Source organism: Phenylobacterium sp. (assembly GCF_031984885.1).
Lineage (GTDB): Bacteria > Pseudomonadota > Alphaproteobacteria > Caulobacterales > Caulobacteraceae > Phenylobacterium.
Genome location: NZ_DAMABV010000002.1, coordinates 175737 through 197110, shown reverse-complemented (window position 1 = coordinate 197110; position 21374 = coordinate 175737). Strand labels below are relative to the sequence as shown.

18 protein-coding genes are annotated in these 21374 nt (G+C 69.5%); 9 read left to right on the top strand and 9 right to left on the bottom strand.

The genetic code is table 11. From position 1 onward, the window contains the following. Nucleotides 1-40: 40 nt before the first annotated feature. The gene (locus RTL41_RS04340) at nucleotides 41-970 is read right to left on the bottom strand and encodes a 2-hydroxyacid dehydrogenase (protein WP_312161706.1); all 930 of its coding nucleotides are present in this window, start codon (nucleotides 968-970) and stop codon (nucleotides 41-43) included. A gap of 191 nt (nucleotides 971-1161) precedes the next feature. Between RTL41_RS04340 and ygiD the strand changes: the two genes are divergently transcribed. Further along, nucleotides 1162-1953: a 4,5-DOPA dioxygenase extradiol gene (gene ygiD, locus RTL41_RS04335; protein WP_312161703.1), complete on the top strand. Its 792-nt coding sequence runs from the start codon at nucleotides 1162-1164 to the stop codon at nucleotides 1951-1953. A gap of 58 nt (nucleotides 1954-2011) precedes the next feature. On the opposite strand, the gene ettA is transcribed toward ygiD, so the two are convergent. Both ettA and RTL41_RS04325 read right to left on the bottom strand, forming a co-directional pair. Next, on the bottom strand, nucleotides 2012-3679 hold the full coding sequence (gene ettA / locus RTL41_RS04330) for an energy-dependent translational throttle protein EttA (protein ID WP_312161702.1): 1668 nt from the start codon (nucleotides 3677-3679) through the stop codon (nucleotides 2012-2014). Nucleotides 3680-3841: 162 nt separating this feature from the next. Continuing rightward, nucleotides 3842-4252: a CC_3452 family protein gene (locus RTL41_RS04325; RefSeq protein ID WP_312161701.1), complete on the bottom strand. Its 411-nt coding sequence runs from the start codon at nucleotides 4250-4252 to the stop codon at nucleotides 3842-3844. Between the two features lie 39 nt (nucleotides 4253-4291). On the opposite strand from RTL41_RS04325, the gene RTL41_RS04320 reads away from it, so the two are divergent. Together RTL41_RS04320 and RTL41_RS04315 are read left to right on the top strand one after the other, a co-directional pair. After that, on the top strand, nucleotides 4292-4879 hold the full coding sequence (locus RTL41_RS04320) for a TetR/AcrR family transcriptional regulator (RefSeq protein WP_312161699.1): 588 nt from the start codon (nucleotides 4292-4294) through the stop codon (nucleotides 4877-4879). Nucleotides 4880-4938: 59 nt separating this feature from the next. Next, a complete protein-coding gene (locus RTL41_RS04315; protein ID WP_312161697.1) occupies nucleotides 4939-5121 on the top strand; it encodes a CsbD family protein in 183 nt (60 codons plus the stop codon). Between the two features lie 76 nt (nucleotides 5122-5197). Here RTL41_RS04315 and RTL41_RS04310 read toward each other — a convergent pair whose 3' ends face one another. After that, nucleotides 5198-7378 carry a TonB-dependent receptor domain-containing protein gene (locus RTL41_RS04310; protein ID WP_312161695.1) on the bottom strand — a complete coding sequence of 727 codons (2181 nt, stop codon included), beginning with the start codon at nucleotides 7376-7378 and terminating at the stop codon, nucleotides 5198-5200. A 215-nt stretch (nucleotides 7379-7593) separates the two neighbouring features. Here RTL41_RS04310 and RTL41_RS04305 point away from each other — a divergent pair, with 215 nt between their 5' ends. Together RTL41_RS04305 and RTL41_RS04300 are read left to right on the top strand one after the other, a co-directional pair. Then, nucleotides 7594-9375 (top strand): VWA domain-containing protein, encoded by a 1782-nt coding sequence (locus RTL41_RS04305; RefSeq protein ID WP_312161693.1) that lies wholly within the window; start codon nucleotides 7594-7596, stop codon nucleotides 9373-9375. Between the two features lie 186 nt (nucleotides 9376-9561). Further along, nucleotides 9562-10698 (top strand): glycosyltransferase, encoded by a 1137-nt coding sequence (locus tag RTL41_RS04300; protein ID WP_312161691.1) that lies wholly within the window; start codon nucleotides 9562-9564, stop codon nucleotides 10696-10698. Between the two features lie 42 nt (nucleotides 10699-10740). Here RTL41_RS04300 and RTL41_RS04295 read toward each other — a convergent pair whose 3' ends face one another. Beyond that, nucleotides 10741-11970, bottom strand: coding sequence for an acyl-CoA dehydrogenase family protein (locus tag RTL41_RS04295; RefSeq protein ID WP_312161689.1), 1230 nt, complete (start codon nucleotides 11968-11970; stop codon nucleotides 10741-10743). 14 nt (nucleotides 11971-11984) lie between these two features. Beyond that, nucleotides 11985-13109 carry an acyl-CoA dehydrogenase family protein gene (locus RTL41_RS04290; RefSeq protein ID WP_312161687.1) on the bottom strand — a complete coding sequence of 375 codons (1125 nt, stop codon included), beginning with the start codon at nucleotides 13107-13109 and terminating at the stop codon, nucleotides 11985-11987. A 147-nt stretch (nucleotides 13110-13256) separates the two neighbouring features. Here RTL41_RS04290 and RTL41_RS04285 point away from each other — a divergent pair, with 147 nt between their 5' ends. Continuing rightward, nucleotides 13257-13826 carry a hypothetical protein gene (locus RTL41_RS04285; RefSeq protein ID WP_312161685.1) on the top strand — a complete coding sequence of 190 codons (570 nt, stop codon included), beginning with the start codon at nucleotides 13257-13259 and terminating at the stop codon, nucleotides 13824-13826. A 41-nt stretch (nucleotides 13827-13867) separates the two neighbouring features. Here RTL41_RS04285 and RTL41_RS04280 read toward each other — a convergent pair whose 3' ends face one another. Then, nucleotides 13868-14515: an OmpW family outer membrane protein gene (locus RTL41_RS04280; RefSeq protein WP_312161683.1), complete on the bottom strand. Its 648-nt coding sequence runs from the start codon at nucleotides 14513-14515 to the stop codon at nucleotides 13868-13870. Between the two features lie 124 nt (nucleotides 14516-14639). On the opposite strand from RTL41_RS04280, the gene pepN reads away from it, so the two are divergent. From pepN to RTL41_RS04265, 3 genes are all read left to right on the top strand, one after another. Further along, a complete protein-coding gene (gene pepN / locus RTL41_RS04275) occupies nucleotides 14640-17258 on the top strand; it encodes an aminopeptidase N (protein WP_312161681.1) in 2619 nt (872 codons plus the stop codon). A gap of 87 nt (nucleotides 17259-17345) precedes the next feature. Then, the gene (locus RTL41_RS04270) at nucleotides 17346-17846 is read left to right on the top strand and encodes a response regulator (RefSeq protein WP_312161679.1); all 501 of its coding nucleotides are present in this window, start codon (nucleotides 17346-17348) and stop codon (nucleotides 17844-17846) included. A gap of 89 nt (nucleotides 17847-17935) precedes the next feature. Further along, a complete protein-coding gene (locus RTL41_RS04265; RefSeq protein ID WP_312161677.1) occupies nucleotides 17936-20467 on the top strand; it encodes an ATP-binding protein in 2532 nt (843 codons plus the stop codon). Here RTL41_RS04265 and RTL41_RS04260 read toward each other — a convergent pair. Beyond that, on the bottom strand, nucleotides 20464-20946 hold the full coding sequence (locus RTL41_RS04260; protein WP_312161675.1) for a periplasmic heavy metal sensor: 483 nt from the start codon (nucleotides 20944-20946) through the stop codon (nucleotides 20464-20466). The genes RTL41_RS04265 and RTL41_RS04260 overlap by 4 nt on opposite strands. Further along, nucleotides 20947-21372 (bottom strand): hypothetical protein, encoded by a 426-nt coding sequence (locus RTL41_RS04255; RefSeq protein WP_312161673.1) that lies wholly within the window; start codon nucleotides 21370-21372, stop codon nucleotides 20947-20949. Nucleotides 21373-21374: the final 2 nt, after the last annotated feature.

Genomic DNA, 21374 nt, shown 5'->3' with positions numbered 1-21374 from the left:
AGCTTGCGCGAACCCTTATAGCACACCGGCGGAGGGGCGGTTAGACCGGGCTCATGACCGGTTCGCCGGCCACGAACCGCCGCACGTTCTCCAGCGCTTGACCGACCATGCGCGGGATCGAATCCACCGTCCCGCCGGCGCTGTGCGGCGTGAGCACCGTGTTGGGTACGTCGGCCCAGCGCGCGGCCGGCGTCGGTTCGGTTTCGAACACGTCCAGGGCCGCGCGGCCCAGGCGCCCCTCCTTCAACGCCGCGATCAGCGCATCCTCGTCGATCACCGAGCCGCGGGCGACGTTGACCACCATGCCGCGCGGCCCCAGGGCGTCGAGCACCTCGCGGTTCACCGCCTTGCGATTGCTCTCGTCGGCGCGGCAGGCGACGACCAGGATGTCGCTGGCCTCCGCCAGGGCCACCAGGCTCGCAGCGCGCGGCCAGGCCGCGCCCGGCTTCTCGCGCGGGCCCCACCAGGCGATCTCCATGCCCATGGCCGCGCCCCGCACGGCCACCGCCTCGCCGATGGCGCCCAGCCCCATGATCCCCAGCTTGCGGCCCCGCAGGCCCGGACGGTTGCCGACCCGCGGATCATCGCGCCAGCCGCCGGCGCGCACGACCGCGTCGCCGGCCACGATGTTGCGCCAGCCGGCGATCAGCAGGCCCAGGGCGTGATCGGCGACGTCGTCGGCGTTCAGACCCTTGGCGTGGGTGACCTCGATCCCCCGCGCCCGGCACCAGGGCACGTCGACGCCGTCATAGCCGACGCTGACATTGGCGATCAGGCCGAGCCTGGGCAGGCTCGCCAGGAAGTCGGGCGTCAGCGGGATCTCCCCGGCGTGGACGATCGCCCTGACCGCCTCGGCCTGGCCCGGCTCGAGCTCCCATCGGCGCGCGACCTCGTACCCGGCCGCCTCCAGGGGCGCCTGGACCGGGGTCAGCATCTGATGCGAGAGCAGGACGAGCGGCTTGTCGGTCATGGGGTTCTCCGAACTTTCGCCTTCCTATAGCCAGGGTCGCGGGAGGCCGTCATGCGCCGCGTGACGATCCCGGGCGATTCCGGCGCGGCTGCCCGCCGCCTCGCCGGCGCCCTGTCGCTGCTGCGTGATTTGCGCGAGATTGACGCGGTCGATTGACGAGCGGCGAAGCTCTACCGATCTAGAAGGGCGTCATGAGCGAACGCGTCCCCCACATGCCGGCGATCTTCGTCGGCCACGGCAGCCCGATGAACGCCCTCGGCGGCGACTATGCGCAGGCCTGGCGCGAGCTGGGCGCGAGCCTGCCGCGCCCCAAGGCGATCCTGTGCGTATCGGCCCACTGGTACGTCGAGGAGACGGCGATCACGGCGATGAGCCACCCGCGGACCATCCACGACTTCTACGGCTTTCCGAAGCCGCTCTACGACATCCAATACCCCGCGCCCGGCGATCCCTGGCTGGTCGAGCGGGTGAGCGACCTGCTGGCGCCCGTGCCGGTTCGCCACGACCACGACTGGGGCCTAGACCACGGGACCTGGTCGGTGCTGATGCACATGTTCCCGCAGGCCGACGCGCCCGTGCTGCAACTGGCCATCGACCTGCGCCAGCCGCCCTCGTTCCACTACGAGCTGGGCCTGAAGCTGGCCGAGCTGCGCGACGAAGGCGTGCTGATCGTCGGCTCCGGCGACTGGGTGCACAACCTGCGCCTGGCGATCCGCGCCCAGGACGCCCAGCCGCTCGACTGGGCCGACCGCTTCAACGAGACGGTGAAGGCCCTGATCGCCGCCCGCGACCACGCGCCGCTGGTCGACTGGATGAGCCTGGGCGAGGACGCGCGGCTCTCCATCCCGACCGACGAGCACTACCTGCCGTTGCTCTACGTGCTGGGCGCCCAGGGCCAGGACGACGAGGTCACCTTCTTCAACGACGCCATCGACCTGGGGGCGATCAGCATGACCGGCGTGGTGATCGGGCGGGCTGCTTGAGTTCAACGAAAAAGGGCCGGCGTCGCCGCCGGCCCCCTGGCTTCGATGAAGCTCGCGATCAGCGCGTGAACTTCTGGAACTTGATCCGGTGCGGGATCAGGCTGTCGGCGCCCAGGCGGCGCTTCTTGTCCTCTTCGTAGGCTTCGAAGTTGCCCTCGAACCACTCGACGTGGCTGTCGCCTTCGAAGGCCAGGATGTGGGTGGCCAGGCGGTCCAGGAACCAGCGGTCGTGGGAGATGACCACGGCGCAGCCGGCGAATTCCTCCAGCGCCTCTTCGAGGTTCTGCAGGGTCTCGATGTCCAGGTCGTTGGTCGGTTCGTCGAGCAGGATGACGTTGCCGCCGGTGGTCAGGGTCTTGGCCAGGTGGACGCGGTTGCGCTCACCGCCCGACAGCAGGCCGACCTTCTTCTGCTGGTCGCCGCCCTTGAAGTTGAACGAGCCCACATACGAGCGCGTGTTGATCTCGCGCTTGCCGACCGTGAGGATGTCGAGGCCCTGGGAGACCTCCTGCCAGATGGTCTTGTTGGGATCGAGCGCGTCGCGGCTCTGGTCCACATAGGAGAGCTTCACGGTCTCGCCGAGGCGGAACGTGCCGGCGTCGGGCTGCTCCTGGCCGGTGATGATCCGGAACAGGGTCGACTTGCCGGCGCCGTTCGGGCCGATGACGCCGACGATGCCGTTCGGCGGCAGGCTGAACGAGAGGTTCTCGAACAGCACCTTGTCGCCATAGGACTTCGACAGGTTGTTCGCTTCGATCACCACGTTGCCCAGGCGCGGCCCGGGCGGGATCTGGATGGTCGAGAAGCTCTGCGCCTGACGCGAGTTCTCCTGTTCGCGCACCATGTCCTCATAGGCCGCCAGGCGGGCCTTGGACTTGGCCTGGCGGGCCTTGGCGCCCGAGCGGACCCATTCCAGTTCGCGGGTCATGGCGCGCTGGCGGGCCTCGGACTCCGACTGCTCCTGGACGATCCGCTTGGTCTTGGCCTCCAGCCAACTGGAATAGTTGCCCTCGTGGGGGTGGCCCTTGCCGCGGTCCAGCTCCAGCGTCCACTTGGTGACCTGGTCGAGGAAGTAGCGGTCGTGGGTGACGAGGATCACGCAGCCCGGGAAGGCTTCCAGGTGATGCTGCAGCCAGGCCACGGACTCGGCGTCCAGGTGGTTGGTCGGTTCGTCGAGCAGCAGCATGTCCGGCTTGGAGAGCAGCAGGCGGGCCAGCGCCACGCGGCGCTTCTCACCGCCCGACAGCTTGTCCACCGGCCAGTCGTTGGGCGGGCAGCGCAGGGCGTCCATGGCCATCTCGACGCGGCTGTCGATGTCCCACAGGTCGCCGGCGTCGATCTTCTCCTGGAGGGCGGTCATCTCCTCCATGAGTTCGTCGGAATAGTCCTCGCCCAGCTTGGCGGCGATCTCGTTGTAGCGGTCGAAGATCTTCTTCTCTTCGCACCAGGCGATGACGTTGCCCCAGACGTTCAGTTGCTCGTCGAGCTGCGGCTCCTGCTCCAGGTAGCCCATCTTCACGCCGTCGGCCGCCTTGGCCTCGCCGTTATACTCCTTGTCGATCCCGGCCATGATCTTCAGCAGGGTCGACTTACCCGAGCCGTTCACCCCGACGACGCCGATCTTGGCGTCCGAGTAGAACGACAGCCAGATGTTCTCGAACACCTTCTTGCCGCCGGGATAGGCCTTGGTGAGGCCCTGCATCTGGAAAATATACTGCTGCGCCATGAGGCGTCCGCGCTCGCTCTGCCGAAAAGATCAGGGAATTCGGGGAGGGAGATAGCCGTCAGGAGCCGTCGGCGCAATGCGGCGGGACGCACGAGGGCCCGCACGCCGAAGAAAACGCCGCCCGCCCCGAGCAGGAACAAGGGCGGGCGGCGCTGCCGCCGACTATTTCGCGGCGAGTTCGCTGTCGGTCCGGTTTTCCGCCGCCAGGCGGTTGCAGATGACGACGTTGCGTTCGCTCAAGGCCCGGCCGCGGCTGTTGTAGCCGGCCAGCGGGCCGAGCGCGGCCGAGACCTTGCGGCATTCCTTGATGATGGAATCGAGGCTCGCGCGGCGTTCGGCGGTTCCCTTGCAGGTATCGCCCTCGCACGTCCATTCGACGCCGTCGACCACCGTGGCGGTGGGGGTGGAGACCGGGACGGCGAGCTTGGCGCTGGCCGAGAAGCCGGCCGCGAAGGCGGGGCCGGCGACCAGCAGGGAGGCCGCGGCGAAGGCGGCGGGGAGAGCCTGAAATTGCATGATCAGTTCCAACGTCTTAAAAAAGGCACGATCGGTCACTGACGGCAGAAAGAGCACGATCGGTCACTTTTTGTCAAGCGCCAGGGAGGGCCAGGCTTGCGCAAGGGCGATGCGACACGGGCGCGGATCCTGGAGGAGACGGCGCGGCAGGCCGCGCTGCGGGGATTCGGCGCCGTCAGCCTGAACGACGTGGCCGCGGCCGTGGGGCTCTCCAAGAGCGGCCTGTTCAAACATTTCGAGTCCAAGGAGGCGATGGAGCTCGTCGCGCTGGAGCAGGAGTTCGACCGCTTCGTCGAGTTCGTCTGGGCTCCGGCCGAGGCCCTGCCCCCCGGCCGGGCGCGGCTGGAGACCATCTTCGAGCGCTGGCTGGACTGGTCGGAGGTCGAGAAGGCGGCCGGCGGCTGCCTGATCATGGCGGCCAGCATCGAGCTGGACGACCAGCCCGGCCCGCTGCGCGACCTGCTGCAGAAACGGGTGCGCCAGTGGCGCAGGACCCTGGCCCGCGAGATGAAGGCCCTGCGCGAGCCGCCGCTGGCCGACGAGGCCGTCGCCATGGCCGCGTTCCAGATGAAGAGCTACGTCCTGGGCCACAACGACGCGCGGCGCATGCTGGAGGACGAAACCGCCCGAAAGGTCGCCCGCTCGGCCTTCGCCGCCTTGCTCGACCGGCTGGCGCAGGGCTGAGCCAGGGAACGATACCCGCCGCCCCGCGTACTCCTTCCTCCAGTCGCAAGGAGTTCAGCATGCACAAGGACACCATCAAGGGCGCCGCCAAGGAAGCCGTCGGGTCGGTCAAGCAGGCCGCCGGCAAGGCGACCGGCGACCAGCGCCTGGAAGCCGAGGGCGCCGCTGAAAAGCTCGAAGGCAAGATCCAGAAGGGCGTCGGCGACATCAAGGACGCCGCGCGCGACGCGCTGAAGAACTAGGCCAGCGCCTGAAAACGTCGAAGGCCGCGCCCCGGAGGGCGCGGCCTTCTTCATGTCCGCTTGGGAAATCCGGCGACTAGAAGTCGACCTTCACCGACAGCCACAGGCGCCGCGGCTCCTGGTTGTTGGTGTATTCCGGCGCATAGGCCACGGGCGAACCGTAGGGCAGCAGGCGCACGAAGTCCTTGTCGAACAGGTTGTAGATCGTGGCGTTGACGGTCACGCGCTCGGTGACCTGGAACGACCCGCCCACATGGAACAGGCTGTAGGCCTTGAAGTCGCCCAGCGCGGCCCGCGCCGCCGCGTCGCTGCGGAACCGCTCGCTGCGATACTCGCCGCGCAGCCACGCGGTCAGCCGGTCGGTGGCGTTCCAGCGCAGGTCGGCGTTGGCCATGTGCTCGGGCGTGTCGGTCAGCTTCTGGCCGGCCGATGCGCCGCTCTTCTGCTCGCTGTCGGTGTAGGTGTAGTTGGCCGACAGGGTCCAGGCCTCGAGGAAGCGCGCGCGCATCGCCATCTCGACGCCGCGGGTCACGGCCTCGTCGATGTTCACGCTCTGGCCGAAGGTCGGGAAGCCGGGGAAGAAGCCGACGTCGACGCAGCCGGCCGGGCCGCCGACGCCGGAATTGTACTGCTCCAGCGTCAGGCCGGCGCTGCAGTTGGCGACCGGCTGGCCGGTGGCGATCTTGTCCTTGAACTGGTTGTCGAAGACCGTGAGGTTCGCCGAGAAGCCTTCCAGGCTGTCGTAATAGACGCCGATCTCGCTGCTCGTGCTGGTTTCCGGCGTCAGGGTCGGCGTGCCCAGCAGCGGCAGGCGCCCCTGGTTCCCGAAGCCGTTGATGCCGCTGGCGAGCTGCTCCAGGCGCGGGGTCTTGAAGCCCTGGCTGACGCCGCCCTTGACCGTCCAGTGCTCGTTGGCGTTCCAGACCAGGTAGGCGCGCGGGCTGAAGTGGCCGCCGAACTTGCTGTGGTCGTCATGCCGCGCGCCGATCGTGAGGGCCAGGCTGTCGGTGAAGCGCCACTCGTCCTCGGCGTAGATCGCCCACTGCTGGTGCTCGAAGGTGTCGGGGGCCACGCCGTCGACCATCTCGGCGTCCCAGTACTGGCCGCCGACGGTGAAGGTGTGGTTGCGCCACTGCGAATAGAACTTGGTGTCGAAGATGGTGTTGGTGGATTCCAGGGTCCGCGGACCGCCGGCGCCGGCGACGCCGGGCGGGATGATCCGGCCCTTGGTCTCGGTGATCCCGCGCGAAAGGTTGCTTTCCAGAACCCCGAACGGCAGGCGCCAGTTGTGGGCCAGGGCGTATTGCTGGCGGTTGAACTCCAGGGCGTCGGCATAGCCGCCGGCGACGGTGTTGGTGCCCATCTGGCCCTGGGAGTTGTCGTACCACTGGGTCCCGACGTCGGCGTCCAGCCAGAAGTCCATGCTGTCGATCGGCGTCCAGCTAAGCCGCGCGCCGTAGCCGCGGACCTCGCTCTTGGTCGGGCTGCGGCCGAAGCCGGCGACCGGCGTCGGTTGCCCGTTGACGTTCTCGAAGGTCAGGCGCGAAGCCTCGCGGTCGACGAACGAGCCGCGCAGGGTCAGGCCGACCAGGCCCGGAACCAGGGGGCCGCTGGCATAGAGGTTGCCGCCGTAGATGTTCCCGAACTCGTCGTTGGTCTGGATCGTGCCGTCCAGGGTGACCGAGCCGCCCCAGGTCTCGCCGACCTTGCGGGTGATGATGTTGACCACCCCGCCCATGGCGTCCGAGCCGTAGAGCGTGGAGACCGGGCCGCGCACGACCTCGATCCGCTCGATGGCGCTGACCGGCGGCAGGAAGCTGGTGGAGGTTTCGCCAAAGCCGTTCGGGGTCACGCTGCCGGCGGTGTTCTGGCGGCGGCCGTCGATCAGGATCAGCGTGTAGTCGCTGCCCATGCCGCGGATGTTGATGTTGAGGCCGCCGGTCTTGCCGACCGAACCGCCGACGTCCACGCCCTCGACCGTGGCGAGCACCTCGGCCAGGTTGGTGGCGCGCATCTGCTGCAGTTCGCTGCGCGGGATCACGGTCACGCTGGCGGGCGCATCGACGATCTTCTGTTCGAAGCCGGCGGCGGTGACCACCACGCCCTCGATGTCGTTGACGTTGTCATTGGCGTCGACCGCGGCGCTGGCGACGCTGACCGCACGGGGGGCCGGCGGCTTGCGGCGATCCTCGGGCTCGACCTCGGCGAAGGCGGCTCCGCCGGCGAATGCGAGGCAAACACCCGCACTGGTATTCATCAGGACGCGGGCAATCGGCGCAATCAAAGCAACCCCCTCAAACTCAAGCTTCTGCAATTGGGTCGCATTAACACACAAACCCAGAGATGCAATCGCTTCTGCGAGCTATTCTCATAAAACTGGCGCGATGCAATGCCGCCGCCCGGCCGCGATCACGCCGATATTTCGCCGCAGCCGGCGCGCCAAGCTCCGCCATGGAACGAGAGAGGTTCGCCATGGCCGTGCAGAAGATGTTGCGTAGCGTCTCGACGACCGGCCTCGCCGCGGTGATGGCGGCGTCGGCTCCCGCCGCCCCAATGGCCCAGCCCGCCGTCCGCGACGGCGTCCCGACGCCGGCGGCGTGCGAGGCGCTCGGCTTCCCGGCCCAGGGCCCCGGCTACGGCGGCCCCTCGCCCCGGATCGGCGCCTATCGCGGAAGCCTCGCCGCGCCGGCGCCGCCTCCCCCGCCGCCGCCCATGGCGGCCGGGCTGCCGCAAATCCCGCCGCTGCCGATTCCGCCGGTGCAGAAGCGCCTGGAACAAGCCGAAGCGCGCATGGCCATGCCGCCCGCGCCGCCGCGTCCGGCGATGGACACCGAGCGCTATCCGGGCGCCCAGGCCAACCCCATCCGGCGCGTCGCCGAGGAGCCGGTGTCCACCTTCTCCGTCGATGTCGACACCGCCTCCTACGCCAATGTCCGGCGCTTCCTGAACGACGGCGCGCGCCCGCCGGCCGACGCGGTGCGGGTCGAGGAGATGATCAACTATTTCGACTACGGCTACGCCCGGCCCGCCGACCGCGCGACGCCCTTCCGTCCCTATGTCGCGGTGACGCCCTCGCCCTGGTCGAAGGACCGCCAGATCATCCACATCGGCCTGCAGGGCTATGACCTGCCGCGCAAGACCGAGCCGCCGCTCAACCTGGTGTTCCTGGTCGACACCTCCGGCTCGATGTGGAGCGAGGATCGCCTGCCGCTGGCGATCAAGTCGCTGAACCTGCTGGTCGACCAGTTGCGGCCGCAGGACCGGGTCTCGATCGTCGCCTATGCCGGATCGGCCGGGGCCGTGCTCGCGCCGACCGACGGGCGCAACAAGCTGAAGGTGCGCTGCGCCCTGGGCGCCCTGCGGGCCGGCGGATCGACCGCCGGGGGCGAAGGACTGAAGCTGGCCTACGACTTCGCCCGGCAGAACTTCGATCCGAAGGCCGTGAACCGGGTGATCCTGATGACCGACGGCGACTTCAATGTCGGCGTCGCCGACCCGGCCAGGCTGAAGGACCTGGTCAGCGCCAAGCGCAAGGAAGGGACCTATCTGTCGGTCTACGGGTTCGGGCGCGGCAACTACAACGACGTGATGATGCAGACCCTGGCCCAGAACGGGAACGGCACGGCGGCCTACATCGACAGCCTCAACGAGGCGCGCAAACTGCTGCGCGACGACTTCGCCAGCTCGCTGTTCCCGATCGCCGACGACGTGAAGATCCAGGTCGAGTTCAACCCGGCCAGCGTCAGCGAGTACCGGCTGATCGGCTACGAGACCCGGATGCTGCAGCGGGAGGACTTCAACAACGACCAGGTCGACGCCGGCGAGGTCGGATCGCGCGCCTCGGTGACCGCGCTCTACGAGATCACCCCGGTCGGCGCGCGCGCGTCCAGCGACCCGCTGCGCTACGGCGCGCAGCCCGCGCCCCGCACGGCGGGCCCGGTCGGCGAACTGGCCTATCTGAAGGTGCGCTACAAGCTGCCCGGCGGATCGGCCTCCAGGCTGATGGAGCGTCCGATCGACGGGCGCGACGCCTATGCCAGCGTACAGGCCGCCCCCGAGCCCACCCGCTGGGCGCTGGCCGTCGCCGCCTTCGGACAGATGCTCAAGGCCGATCCGCGCATCGAGGCCGGATATGGCTGGAGCGACGTGGCGGCCCTGGCCCAGGGCGCGCGCGGCGAGGATCCGTTCGGCCTGCGGGCGGAGTTCGTCCAGCTCGTGCGCGCCGCCGGCGAGGCCCAGCCGCGCGCGGACTAACGCGCCCCTCCCTCGGCCATGGCGCAATCCTTCGCGCTCGGATCAGAAACCAAACCGGCGCCCGTTCGTTAGCCCATGGTCCAAACTTGAGGGAGGCGGCGAGTGTTCGACGTCACCGACTCGCGCTCTGAGAATCTGATACGTCTGGACCCGACAGAAGCTCCACATTTTGGTGCGCCGGGTCGCATGGGTTTCCACCTGATCGACACCACCATGATGTACGCGCCGCGTTCGGGCGGCGTGAAGCGCTACCTGCATCAGAAACGCGACTGGCTGGCGCGGCGACGACCGGACATCAGCCACACGCTGGTGGTGCCCGGCCCGACCACCGGCCTGGCCGCGCACGGCGTGGTCAGCGTGGCCGCCGCGCGGCTGCCGTTCGGCGACGGCTATCGGATGCCCGCCTCCACGGCCAAGTGGGAAACCGTCATCCGCATGCTCGAGCCCGACATCATCGAGGCCGGCGACATCTTCGTGCCCGGCCATGCGGCGCTCGAGGCCGGCGAGGCCCTGGGCGTGCCGGTGGTGGGGTTCTGCCATACCGACGCCGCGGCCCTGGCCGCCCTGCATTTCGGCGAATGGGCCGAGGCCCCGGCCATGAAGCACTGGGCGGCGACCTTCCAGCGGTTCGACCGCGTGGTGGCGCCCAGCCGCCACATCGCCCAGCGGCTGTCGGAGGCCGGGGTCGAGAAGGTGAGCGTCCAGATGCTGGGCGTGGACACCGACCTGTTCCATCCCGGCCGCGCCGACGGCGCAAGGCTCAAGCGCCGGCTGGGCCTGCCGCCGCAGGCGCGCCTGCTGGTCTTCGCCGGCCGCCCGGCGCGCGAGAAGAACATCGAGAGCCTGATCTGCGCGGTCGAACGGCTCGGCGCGCCCTACTACCTGCTGCTGGTCGGGGCGGCCAAGGACACCCACTACTCCCCGCGCGTGATCCCGATGGGCTACGAGCGCGACCCGGTGAAGCTGGCCGGCGTCATCGCCAGTTGCGACGCCCTGGTGCACGCCAACGAGAACGAGCCCTTCGGCCTGGTGGTGCTGGAGGCGCTGGCCGCCGGCCTGCCGGTGGTCGGCCCCTCGCGCGGCGGCATTTCCGAGCTGATCGACGAGCAGGTCGGCCAGCGCGCCGTCAGCGTCGATCCGGCCGGCATGGCCGAGGCGATCGAGGCGCTGTTCGCCCGCGACCTGGCCCTGGTGAAGGCCGCGGCCCGCCGCCGCGCCGAGCAGCGCCACCGCTGGGACAACACCTTCGAGGGGCTGACCCGCATATACGGCGAACTGGTCGCCGGCCGCAGCTCCGCCGAAGTGGTCCCGATGCGGGCCTGACAAAGGCAAGGCTCCCCTCGCGGGGAGCCTCCTCCCGCCTCGTCAGCGCCCGGTCGGCATGTCCTTGAACGGGACGTCCTTGTCGACGCGGATGTCGCCGGGCAGGCCCAGCACGCGCTCGGCGATGATGTTGCGCAGGATCTCGTCGGTGCCGCCGGCGATGCGCAGGCCGGGCGCGAACATCAGCGACCAGTGGAAGGCGGCGTTCAGCGGGGCCAGGTCCTCGTCGTTGATGATCCCGTACTGATCGAGCATCTCGATCGCCGTGTTGGCCAGTTCCTGCATCTGGACGGCGGAGATGATCTTGCCGATCGAGCTTTCCGGCCCCGGCGTCTGGCCGCGCGAGAGGGCGGTCATGGTCCGGTTGCGGGTGTGCTTGAGCCCCTCGGCCTGGACGTACCAGTCGGCCAGCTTCTCGCGCACCGACTGGTCCTGCAGCGCCGAGGCGCCGTCGAGGCCCGGGGTCTTGCGCGCGGTCTCCATGAACTGGCTCCAGCCCGCGCCGGTGGCCCCGCCGACCGCCAGCCGCTCGTTCATCAGGGTGACCAGGCTGACCTTCCAGCCGTCGCCCTCGGCGCCCAGCCGCTGGCTGTCCTTGACCCGCACGTTGGTGAAGAACACCTCGTTGAAGCCCGACCCGCCCGACATCTGGTGGATCGGCTTCACCTCGACCCCCGGATCCTTGAGGTCGAGCCAGAACATGGTCAGGCCCTTGTGCTTGGGCACGTCGGGGTTGGTCCGGACGATGACAATGCCGTAGTCGGAAAACTGGGCGCCCGTCGTCCACACCTTCTGGCCGTTGATCACCCAGTCGCCGGAGCCGTCGTCGACCCGCTCGGCCTTGGTCCGCGAAGCCGCCACGTCCGAACCGCCCGACGGCTCGGAGAATAGCTGGCTCCAGATCTCCTCGCCGCGGATGGCCGGGCCGACGAAGCGCTTCTTGGTCTCCTCGTCGGCGAAGGTCATCACGGTCGGCAGGCACATGCCCAGGCCGATCTGGAACGGATTGCCGGGGATCGGATGCTTGGCTTCTTCCTGGTTGAAGATCACCTGCTGCACCGGCGTGCCGCCCTGCCCGCCCCATTCCTTGGGCCAGGTGATGCAGGCGTAGCCGGCCGCGGCCTTCTTGGCCTGCCAGGCCTTGGAGGCGGCCATGCCGTCGCCGGCCTCGGGATCGGTCGAGCCTTCGCGCGCCTTGGGGGCGTTGGCGTCCAGCCAGTCGCGGACCTGCTGGCGGTAGGCGGCTTCTTCGGGGCTGTCGTTGAAATCCATGATCCTGCGTCCCCTTAGGCGGCGGCCGCCGCGTTGCGGCGCTCGAGGTGGCTGACAAGGCGCTCCTTCCAGACCCGCGGCGCACCGGCCACGAGCGAGAGTTGGCGCGAGCGGCGATAGTAGAGGTGGCAGTCCATTTCCCAGGTGAAGCCGATGCCGCCGTGGGTCTGGATGTTCTCCTTCGACCCGAACCAGAACGCCTCGCTGGCGGCGATCCGCGCGGCGCTGGCGGCGACCGGCAGTTCCGGCGCGTTGGTGTTCAGCGCCCAGGCGCCATAATAGGCGTTGGACCGCGACAGCTCGTTCTTGACGTACATGTCGGCGAGCTTGTGCTTGATCGCCTGGTAGGAGGCGATCACCCGGCCGAAGGCGTAGCGCTCCAGCGCGTATTCCTTGGCCATCTCCAGGCAGCGGTCGGCGCCGCCGGTCTGTTCGAAGGCCAGCAGCACCGCGGCCCGGTCGAAGATCTGCTCGACCAGTTCGAAGCCCTCGCCGGCGTTCCCGACGCGGCGGACCGGGGTGTCCTTGAAGGTCAGCCTGGCGGCGTCGCGGGTCGGGTCCAGGGTCTTGACCGCCTCACGAGCGACCGAGGCGTCGGTCAGGTCGGCCAGGTAGAGGCCCGCCTTGCCGTTCTCCTTGGCCAGGACCAGGGCGACGGTGGCGATGTCGCCGTCCGTCACCGGGATCTTCACGCCGTTGAGCTTGCCGTCGCTGACCGTGGACTGGAGGCTGGAGGCGTTCAGCACGCCGGGGCCCTCGGAGGTGGCGATTGCGCCGATCACCTCGCCCGCGGCGATCTTCGGCAGCAGATGGGCCTTCTGCTCGTCATTGCCGGCCAGCATGATCGCCTCGGCCAGGAAGTAGACCGTCGAGGCGAAGGGGATCGGGGCCACGACGCGGCCCAGTTCCTCGGCGATCACGCAGAGTTCGAGGTGGCCCAGGCCCAGCCCGCCGTGTTCCTCGGGGATCGCCGCGCCGAGCCAGCCCTGGCCAGCCACCGCCTTCCAGAGATCCTCGTCATAGGCCTTGCCGTCGTCGTCCAGCACCTTGCGCACGCGCGAGGTCGGGCAATTGGCGTCGAGGAACTTGCGCGCCTCGTTCTTCAGGAACTTCTGATCGTCTGAAAAGTCGAAATTCATTTCCGCCCATTCCGCCGTTTTCCGGCCGGTTGACTGCATTCTTGGCGGCCACCATACGCGGCGCGCGCGCCTTGAAAAGATTGACCTCGCGTCAAGAATTTCAGGGTCTTATGGCGGGCTGAACGAGGTCTCCCCGAAGGCGCGCGCATGGCCAAGGCGATATTCCAGCGAAACCAGAAGGTCTGGGTCGAGAGCGTCGGCGTCTGGGCGACGATCGAGAAGATCGTCCCGGTCTGGGCCAAGGGCTTCGATGAGCCGGTCCGGGTCACCTACGACGTCGGGCTGGGCCGCGAGTTCCACGCCCACGAGTTGAAGGCCGAGCAGGACAGCGGGGCCGAGGCGCTGAGCGCCGGCGCGCCGCCCTGGCGCCTGCTGCGCGCGCGCAACAAGTGGCAGAGCGAGGAAGACGCCAGCCACCACCCCTATCCCGGCACCTACCCGGTGATCGTCACCGACGCCGCCGACTGGGGCGGCTGGCGCGTGCCTGGGGCCGAATATGACCGTGATCCCCACAAGATCGAGTTCCAGGCCCGCCTGATCACCCGCGCGCCGCACCTGCTGGCCCTGGCGCGCGAAGTCGTCCGGGTCGTCGACGAGAGCGCCGGCGACGCGCCGCCCGAGCTGCAACGCATCGCCGAGGAGATCGCCAAGCTCGACCGGCAGTTCCGGGAAGCGCCGGCGGCGAGCCCCGCGCCCGCCAGGGCCGAGGTGGCCTGACCGCAGAACTCGCGCGCGGCGGCTCCCGCCCGCGTGAGGGGCTAGAACCTGTAGCCAAGGCCCGCCGAGACCACCCAGGGATCCAGCTTCACCTTGGTCTTGAGCGCGCCGCCGTTGATGCTGGCGTCGGTCTCGAAGAACACCTTCTTGATGTCGAGATTGGCGCTCCACGGGCCGCTCACGGCGACGTCCACGCCCGCCTGCAGCGCGTAGCCGAAGCCGTCGTCGACATCGACCTTGAAGCCGTTCTCGTCCTCGCCGCCGTAGAAGATCATGTAGTTCAGGCCCGCGCCGACATAGGGGCTGACCTTGGCCTGCGGCGCGAAGTGGTACTGCAGCGACACCACCGGCGGCAGGACCCAGGTCTCGTGCACCTTCACGTCCGTGCCGGGCCCCACGGCCTTGACCTCGTGCCGGGTCGTGCCGGCGATGGCCTCGACCGCGAGGTGATCGGTCAGGAAGTAGGTCAGGCCGATGGTCGGCATGACGTCGTCGCCGACCTTGGCCTTCAGGCCGGTGTCGGCTCCGGCGGCGGTGTAGATCGTGTCCTCCGCATCGGTCAGCACGCCGGTGACCCGGGCGTTGAGCATCAGCAGGCCCTTCTCCTTCGGCTGAAAGTCCTGCGCGGCGGCGGTCCCGGCGCAGGCGAGGGCGGCGCCCAGGACAAGGGCGAGGCGAGCGGTCGTCATGAATATCCCCATTCATTTTATGGCTATTGACGATGGAGAGATCGCGCCGAACCGCCGGCTTCGCCTTGACCAACCTCAAATCCATGTACTGGCGGACAGCGCGGGGCGTGGCTAAATGCCCTCCATGCGCACTGACACGCCCCAGCCGATCCGGCTCGCCGACTACACCCCGCCCGCGTTCCTCATCGACGAGGTCCGCCTGGACTTCGACCTCGCCCCGACCACCACGCGTGTGAAGGCCAGGCTGAGCATCCGGCGCAACGGCCGGCACGCCGATCCGCTGGTGCTGAACGGCGAGCGGCTGAAGCCGGTGTCGGTGTCCGTCGACGGGCGCCTGCTGGCCGAGGGCGAGCGAACCATCGACGCCGAGTTCCTGACCGTGCCGAACGTCCCGGACGTCTTCGTCCTGGACACCGAGGTCGAGATCGATCCGGAGAACAACAAGGCGCTGGAAGGGCTCTACATGTCCGGCGGCCGCTTCTGCACCCAATGCGAGGCCGAGGGCTTCCGCAAGATCACCTGGTATCCCGACCGGCCCGACGTGCTGTCGCGCTTCACCGTGCGGATCGTGGCCGACAAGGCGTTCCGCCACCTGCTGTCGAACGGCAACCTGCTGGAGACCGGCGACCTGCCCGGCGATCGCCACTTCGCGGTCTGGAACGATCCCTTCCCCAAGCCGGCCTATCTGTTCGCCCTGGTCGGCGGCGAACTGGACGTGCTGGAAGACAAGCTGGTCACCATGACCGGCCGCACGGTCGACCTGCGCATCTTCGTCGATCCGGGCATGGCCCCGCGCGCCGCCTACGCCATGGACGCCCTCAAGCGGTCGATGAAGTGGGACGAGGAGGCGTTCGGCCGCGAATACGACCTCGACCTCTTCATGATCGTCGCCGTGCGCGACTTCAACTTCGGGGCCATGGAGAACAAGGGGTTGAACATCTTCAACTCCTCGCTGCTGCTGGCCGACCCGGCGACCGCCACCGACCTCGACTACGAGCGCATCGAGAGCGTCGTCGCCCACGAATACTTCCACAACTGGACCGGCGACCGGATCACCTGCCGCGATTGGTTCCAGCTATGCCTGAAGGAGGGCCTGACGGTCTTCCGCGACCAGAGCTTCTCGGCCGACATGCGCGGCCACGCGGTCCAGCGGATCAAGGACGTGAAGGCGCTGCGCGCGCGCCAGTTCCCCGAGGACCAGGGGCCGCTGGCCCACCCGGTCCGCCCCTCCAGCTATCTGAAGATCGACAACTTCTACACCGCGACCATCTACGAGAAGGGCGCGGAGGTGATCCGGATGCTGAAGACCCTGATCGGGGCCGAGGCGTTCCGGCAGGGCATGGACCTCTATTTCGAGCGCTGGGACGGCCACGCCACGACGGTCGAGGAATTCATCCGCTGCTTCGCCGAGGCCAGCGGCCAGGACCTGACCGACTTCTTCGCCTGGTACGAGCAGGCGGGCACGCCGAAGGTCTCGCTGAACCACAGCTATGATCCCGAGGCCAGGACCCTGACCATCGGCCTGACGCAGCAGACCCCGCCGACGCCGGGCCAGCCGACCAAGCAGCCGCTGCCCATCCCGGTCGTCGTCGGCCTGCTGGACGCCGAGGGCCGCACGCTGGCCTTCGAACGCGACGGCCGCGCCATGGACGAGACCCTGGTGGTCCTCGACAGCGCCGCCGCCTCGGTGACGCTGACCGGCGTCGACGCGCCGCCCGTGGTTTCGGCGCTTCGCGGCTTCTCCTCCCCCGTCACCCTCAGCACCGATGCGCGGCCGGCCGACCGCTACGTGCAGCTTGCCGGGGACAGCGACCTGTTCAACCGCTGGGAGGCCGGCCAGGAACTGGCCCGCGCCCTGATCATCGCCCGCGCCCAGGGCGTTCCCGACGAGGTCGGCGAGGAGCGTTTCGCCGAGGCGCTGGGCCGCGCCCTGGCCGACCAGGCCTCCGATCCGGCGTTCAAGGCGCTGCTGCTGTCGCTGCCCAGCGAGTCCGACCTCGCCCTGGCGATCCAGCCCGCCGATCCGGCCGCGATCCACGAGGCGCGCGAGGCGCTGCGCACGCGGCTGGCGCTGCATCTGACCGAAGACCTGAAGCGGCTGCATATCGGGCTTCAGGAGCTGGGCGAGTTCTCGCCGGACGCCGCCAGCGCCGGACGCCGCGCCCTGCGCAACGCCGCCCTCGACCTGATGGCCGCCAATCCCCGCGCGGAGATCGGCGAACTGGCGGACGGCCACTATCGGGCGGCGGTCAACATGACCGACGCCATCGGCGGGCTGTCGGCGCTGATGCTGGTCGGCGGCGAGCTGTACGAAAACGCGCTGAGCGACTTCTTCGACCGCTGGAAATCCGAGCCCCTGGTGATCGACAAGTGGTTCGCCCTGCAGGCCCGCGATCCGGACGAGACCGCCCTGGGCCGGGTCATGGGGCTGACCGCGCACCCGGCCTTCGACCAGAAGAACCCCAATCGGCTGCGGGCCCTGGTCTCGACCTTCGCCAACTTCAATCCGGCGCGGTTCCACGACCCCAGCGGCGCGGGCTATCGGTTCCTGGCCGACCAGATCCTGGCCGTGGACGGATTCAACCCGATGACCGCGGCGCGCCTGGTCGAACCGCTGGGCGGCTGGCGGCGCTACAAGCCCGAGCTGGGCGCGCTGATGAAGGCGCAACTGGCGCGGATCGCGGCCACCGAAGGGCTGTCGAAGAACGTCTACGAACTGGCCGCCAAGGCGCTGGCGGACTGAGGCCTCCCGCCTGTCCCTGAAGCTCGCAAAGAACGGAATATTTACGCTAATTCCGCAACTTCAGGGACAGGAATGGAGCAGCGCCTCATGTCCGCGTCCCTGCATCGGCTGCGCTTCCTGATCGTCGACGACAACACCCACGCGGTGAACCTGGTGAAGGCGATGCTGCGGGGGTTCGGGGCCGATCAGCTTCACGACGCCCAGACGCTCGCCGCCGCCCAGGCCCAGATGCGCACGACGCCCTGCGACATCGTCATCCTCGACTACATGCTGGGCCCCGAGGAGGGCGTGGACTTCGCGCGCTGGCTGCGCAACGCCCCGGAGAGCCCCGCGCCCCTGACGCCGATCATCCTGCTGACCGGCCATGCCGACCGCGCCCGGATCATGGCCGCGCGGGACGCCGGCGTGAACGAGTTCTGCGTCAAGCCGATCACGCCTGCGGACCTGATGAAGCGGATCGAGTGGGTGATCGACAGGGCCCGCCCGTTCGTTCGCAGCTCGACCTATTTCGGTCCCGATCGCCGGCGGCACGACGACCCCAGATATGCCGGCCCCGAGCGCCGGGCCGACCGGCGCACGAAACCCTGACCGCGGCGCCAGACGGCCCGTGACGCGACCTGCGCGCTTGCGTAGACTCCCCGTTAAGGTGAATCGGCGCGCAAAGGAGCGGCTGGGCTTTGGCCAAACGCGGGGGCGAGGACACGGCCGGGACACGGCCAGGCCACCTGCGCGGCGCCCCCGCGCCGGGTAGGAAGCTTGTCGCCCATCAGGGCTTCATCCGTATCGCCATCCTGTCGACCCTGCTGCTGCTGGCGGTCTACACCGCCGTCGCGGTCATTCGGATCGGTCGCGAGCCCCAGGTCCAGACCCTGCAGAACGCCGCCCTGCCCAGCCGGGCCGAGGCGCTGGCCGCGCGGGTCGACGTCGAGGGCGCGGCCCTGCGCGGCGGCCTGCTCGCCGCCCGCGAGACGCTGCAGCGCAAGGCGGACCCGCCGCTGGACGCGGCCGAGACCGGCCTGACGGCTGCGGCCGGAGCCGCCATCGCCGTCGCCATCCTCGACGACCAGGGCGTCATCGCCGTGGCGGGCAAGGCCCCGGGCGTCGACTGGCGCGCCCTGTCGGCCGAGATCGACCGGGCCAAGAGCGACCTCTGGATCGGCGGTTCGGGCCAATCGGCGGCGCTGGCCGCTTCGGTCACAGCGGTCACCGCCAAGGGCCCCCGCCGGATCGTGGCCATCGGAAATCCCGGCCGCTTGGGCGCGGCGCTGTCGCCGAACCAGGCGGTGGCGACCTCCCGCGGGCAGATCATCGCCGCGGTCGGCGCCGGCGGCCCGTCCCAGGCCCTGGACGTGAGCCAGGCGTTCGGCGTCTCCGCCGCCGATCTTTCCCGCGCGTCCGGCCTGCTCAAGGGCGTCAAGCCGGACGGCGCGGCGCTGGACTTGATCGCCCGGCCGGCGATGGGCGGCGCGCTGCTGACCGTGGCCGCCACCCCTTCCAGCGCCCACGAGAACCGTTCCGTCAGCCGGGAGCTCGCCTGGCTGACCGCGCCGTTGGCCGTCGCCTTCGCACTCGGGCTGCTGTTGTTGGGCCAGAGCCGCAAGGTCGAGAGCGCCCAGCAGGCCTTCATCGATTCCGAGCAGCGCTTCCGGCTGGCGGTCGAGGCCGCGCGTTGCGGCATCTGGGAATGGGACCTGGCCACCGACCAGATGTTCATGTCCGACGTCACCGGCGCGATCTTCGGCTGGGGCGGCGGCGGCGTGGTTTCCGGACAGGAGGTGCTGGACCGCGTGTCGCCCGATCACCGCGAGCGCGTGCGCCAGGCGCTGTCGACCGCCGCGACCTATGGCGGGTTCGACGTCTCGTTCCGCGTGCCCTCGCCGCAAGGCGGACGGCCGATCTGGATCGACGCCCGCGGCCAGGCCTTCGGCCGCCCCGATCACGAGGGCTATTCCCGCATCATCGGCGTGGCGCTCGACGTCACCGAGGAACGCATGGCCCAGGCCCGCGCCCAGGCCGCCGAAGGGCGCCTGCGCGACGCCATCGAGAGCGTCTCCGAGGCCTTCGTGCTCTGGGACCGCAACGGTCGGCTGCTGCTCTGCAACCAGAACTTCCGCAACGTCTTCTCGCTGGAGCCCCGGCTGCTGAAGCCGGGCGCGACGCGCGACGAGGTCAGCCGCTTCGCCCAGCTCGCCATCCAACAGGAAGCGCCCAGCCCCGACGGCCGCAAGGGCGTGCGCGAGGCCGAACTGGCCGACGGCCGCTGGATCCAGATCTCTGAACGGCGCACCGCCGAGGGCGGCCTGGTGATGACCGCCGCCGACATCACCGCCATCAAGACCCAGGAAGAGGCTCGCCGGCTCAACGAAGAGCAGCTCGAAAAGGCGGTCTTCAACCTGGAGCGCAGCCAGGAGCAGCTTTCGGAACTCGCCCGCAAGTACGAGATGGAGAAGGTCCGCGCCGAGGGCGCCAACAAGGCCAAGAGCGAGTTCCTGGCCAATATGAGCCACGAGTTGCGCACGCCGCTGAACGCCATCAACGGCTTCTCCGAGATCATGGTCGGCGAGATGTTCGGGACGCTGGGCGACCCGCGCTACAAGGGCTACGCCCAGGACATCCTGTCCTCGGGTCAGCACCTGCTGGCGCTGATCAACGACATCCTCGACATGTCGAAGATCGAGGCCGGCAAGATGAGCCTGAAGTTCGAGCCGCTGGCCCTGGAAGAGGTGGCCGAGGACGCCGCCCGCCTAGTGCGCAACCGCGCCGAGGCGGCGGGCCTGACGCTGTCGATCGACTTCCCGCATCTGCCGGAGGTCGACGCCGACTATCGCGCGGTCAAGCAGGTGCTGCTGAACCTGCTCTCCAACGCCATCAAGTTCACCCCCCGCGGCGGCCGCGTCACGGTGCGCGCCGAGGGCCGGCGCGACCCGACCGGCGAGAGCATCCGGGTCAGCGTCCAGGACACCGGCATCGGCATCGCCCAGGACGACCTGGCCCGCCTGGCGCGACCGTTCGAACAGGTCGAGAGCCAGCACTCCAAGACCACCCAGGGCACGGGCCTTGGCCTGGCGCTCACCAAGTCGCTGGTCGAGATGCATGGCGGCATGCTCGACATGCAGAGCGCGCCCGGCGAGGGGACGATGGTCTCGTTCACCATCCCCCTGCACCAGGGCGAAGCGGTCAGGACGACCGGCGGCTTCGCCGCCGCCTAGCGCTCCCGACGGCCTTCCTGCGGCGAGGGACCGCGCGGCCGCTCGGTCAGGCCGCGGGCCAAGGCGGCCCGGTCGGCCGGCGACAGGCCGGCGGCGAAGTCGACCACGTTGTCGTCGATCTGGCCGCGGGCGCCGGCTTCCTGGGCGCGGATCTCCGCCAGGCGCCGCTTCGTCGCAACCGGGTCGAACGGGTCCTGCCCGATCGCGCGCCAGGCGTCCTGGCGGGCCGCGCGGGCCGCGCGCATCGTCTCGCGCATGCCCGGGGCCTCGTCGCGCAGCGCCTGGCGGTAGGCCTGCGCCCGGTCGGGCGGCAGGACATCCCCGGCGCGCCACAGCGGCTGGACCGGACGCGACGCCATCGGCGGGCGATCGGCGCGGAAGCGCTGGCCGACCACCAGCCCCCCCGCCAGCGCCCCGACCAGGAACAGGTTCACCGCCAGGGACACGAACAGCATGACAAACAGGGCCTTGCGGCTCATCTAGACGCCCTCCCCGACGATCAGGCCCGAGAGATCGTCATAGTTGCTCAGCGCCGCGCTCACGGTCTCGTCGGGCTGCATGGGTTGCGCGGCGTCGGACAGCTTCACCCCCACGATCAGGCCCGCAGCGCAGGCCGCGGCCAGCCCCGCCCCGACCCCGGCCCGCATGAACCAGGACCGCAGGCCCCATGAACGGCGCATGGGCGGCGCCGAGTCGATCACCGCCTGGCGCAGATCGGCCGAAACCGCCATCGGCGCCCAAAGGTCGAGCGCCTCGTCCAGCTCGCCGGCGTCGCTCAGCACCCTCCGGGCGAACTCGGGCTCCGACGCCATCAGCAGGGCCGCGGCGTCGCGCTCCGCCGCCGGCCAACGGGCGATGTCGCCGCCATAGGCCTGGGCCAGGATCTCGAACCGTTCGTGGGTCATGT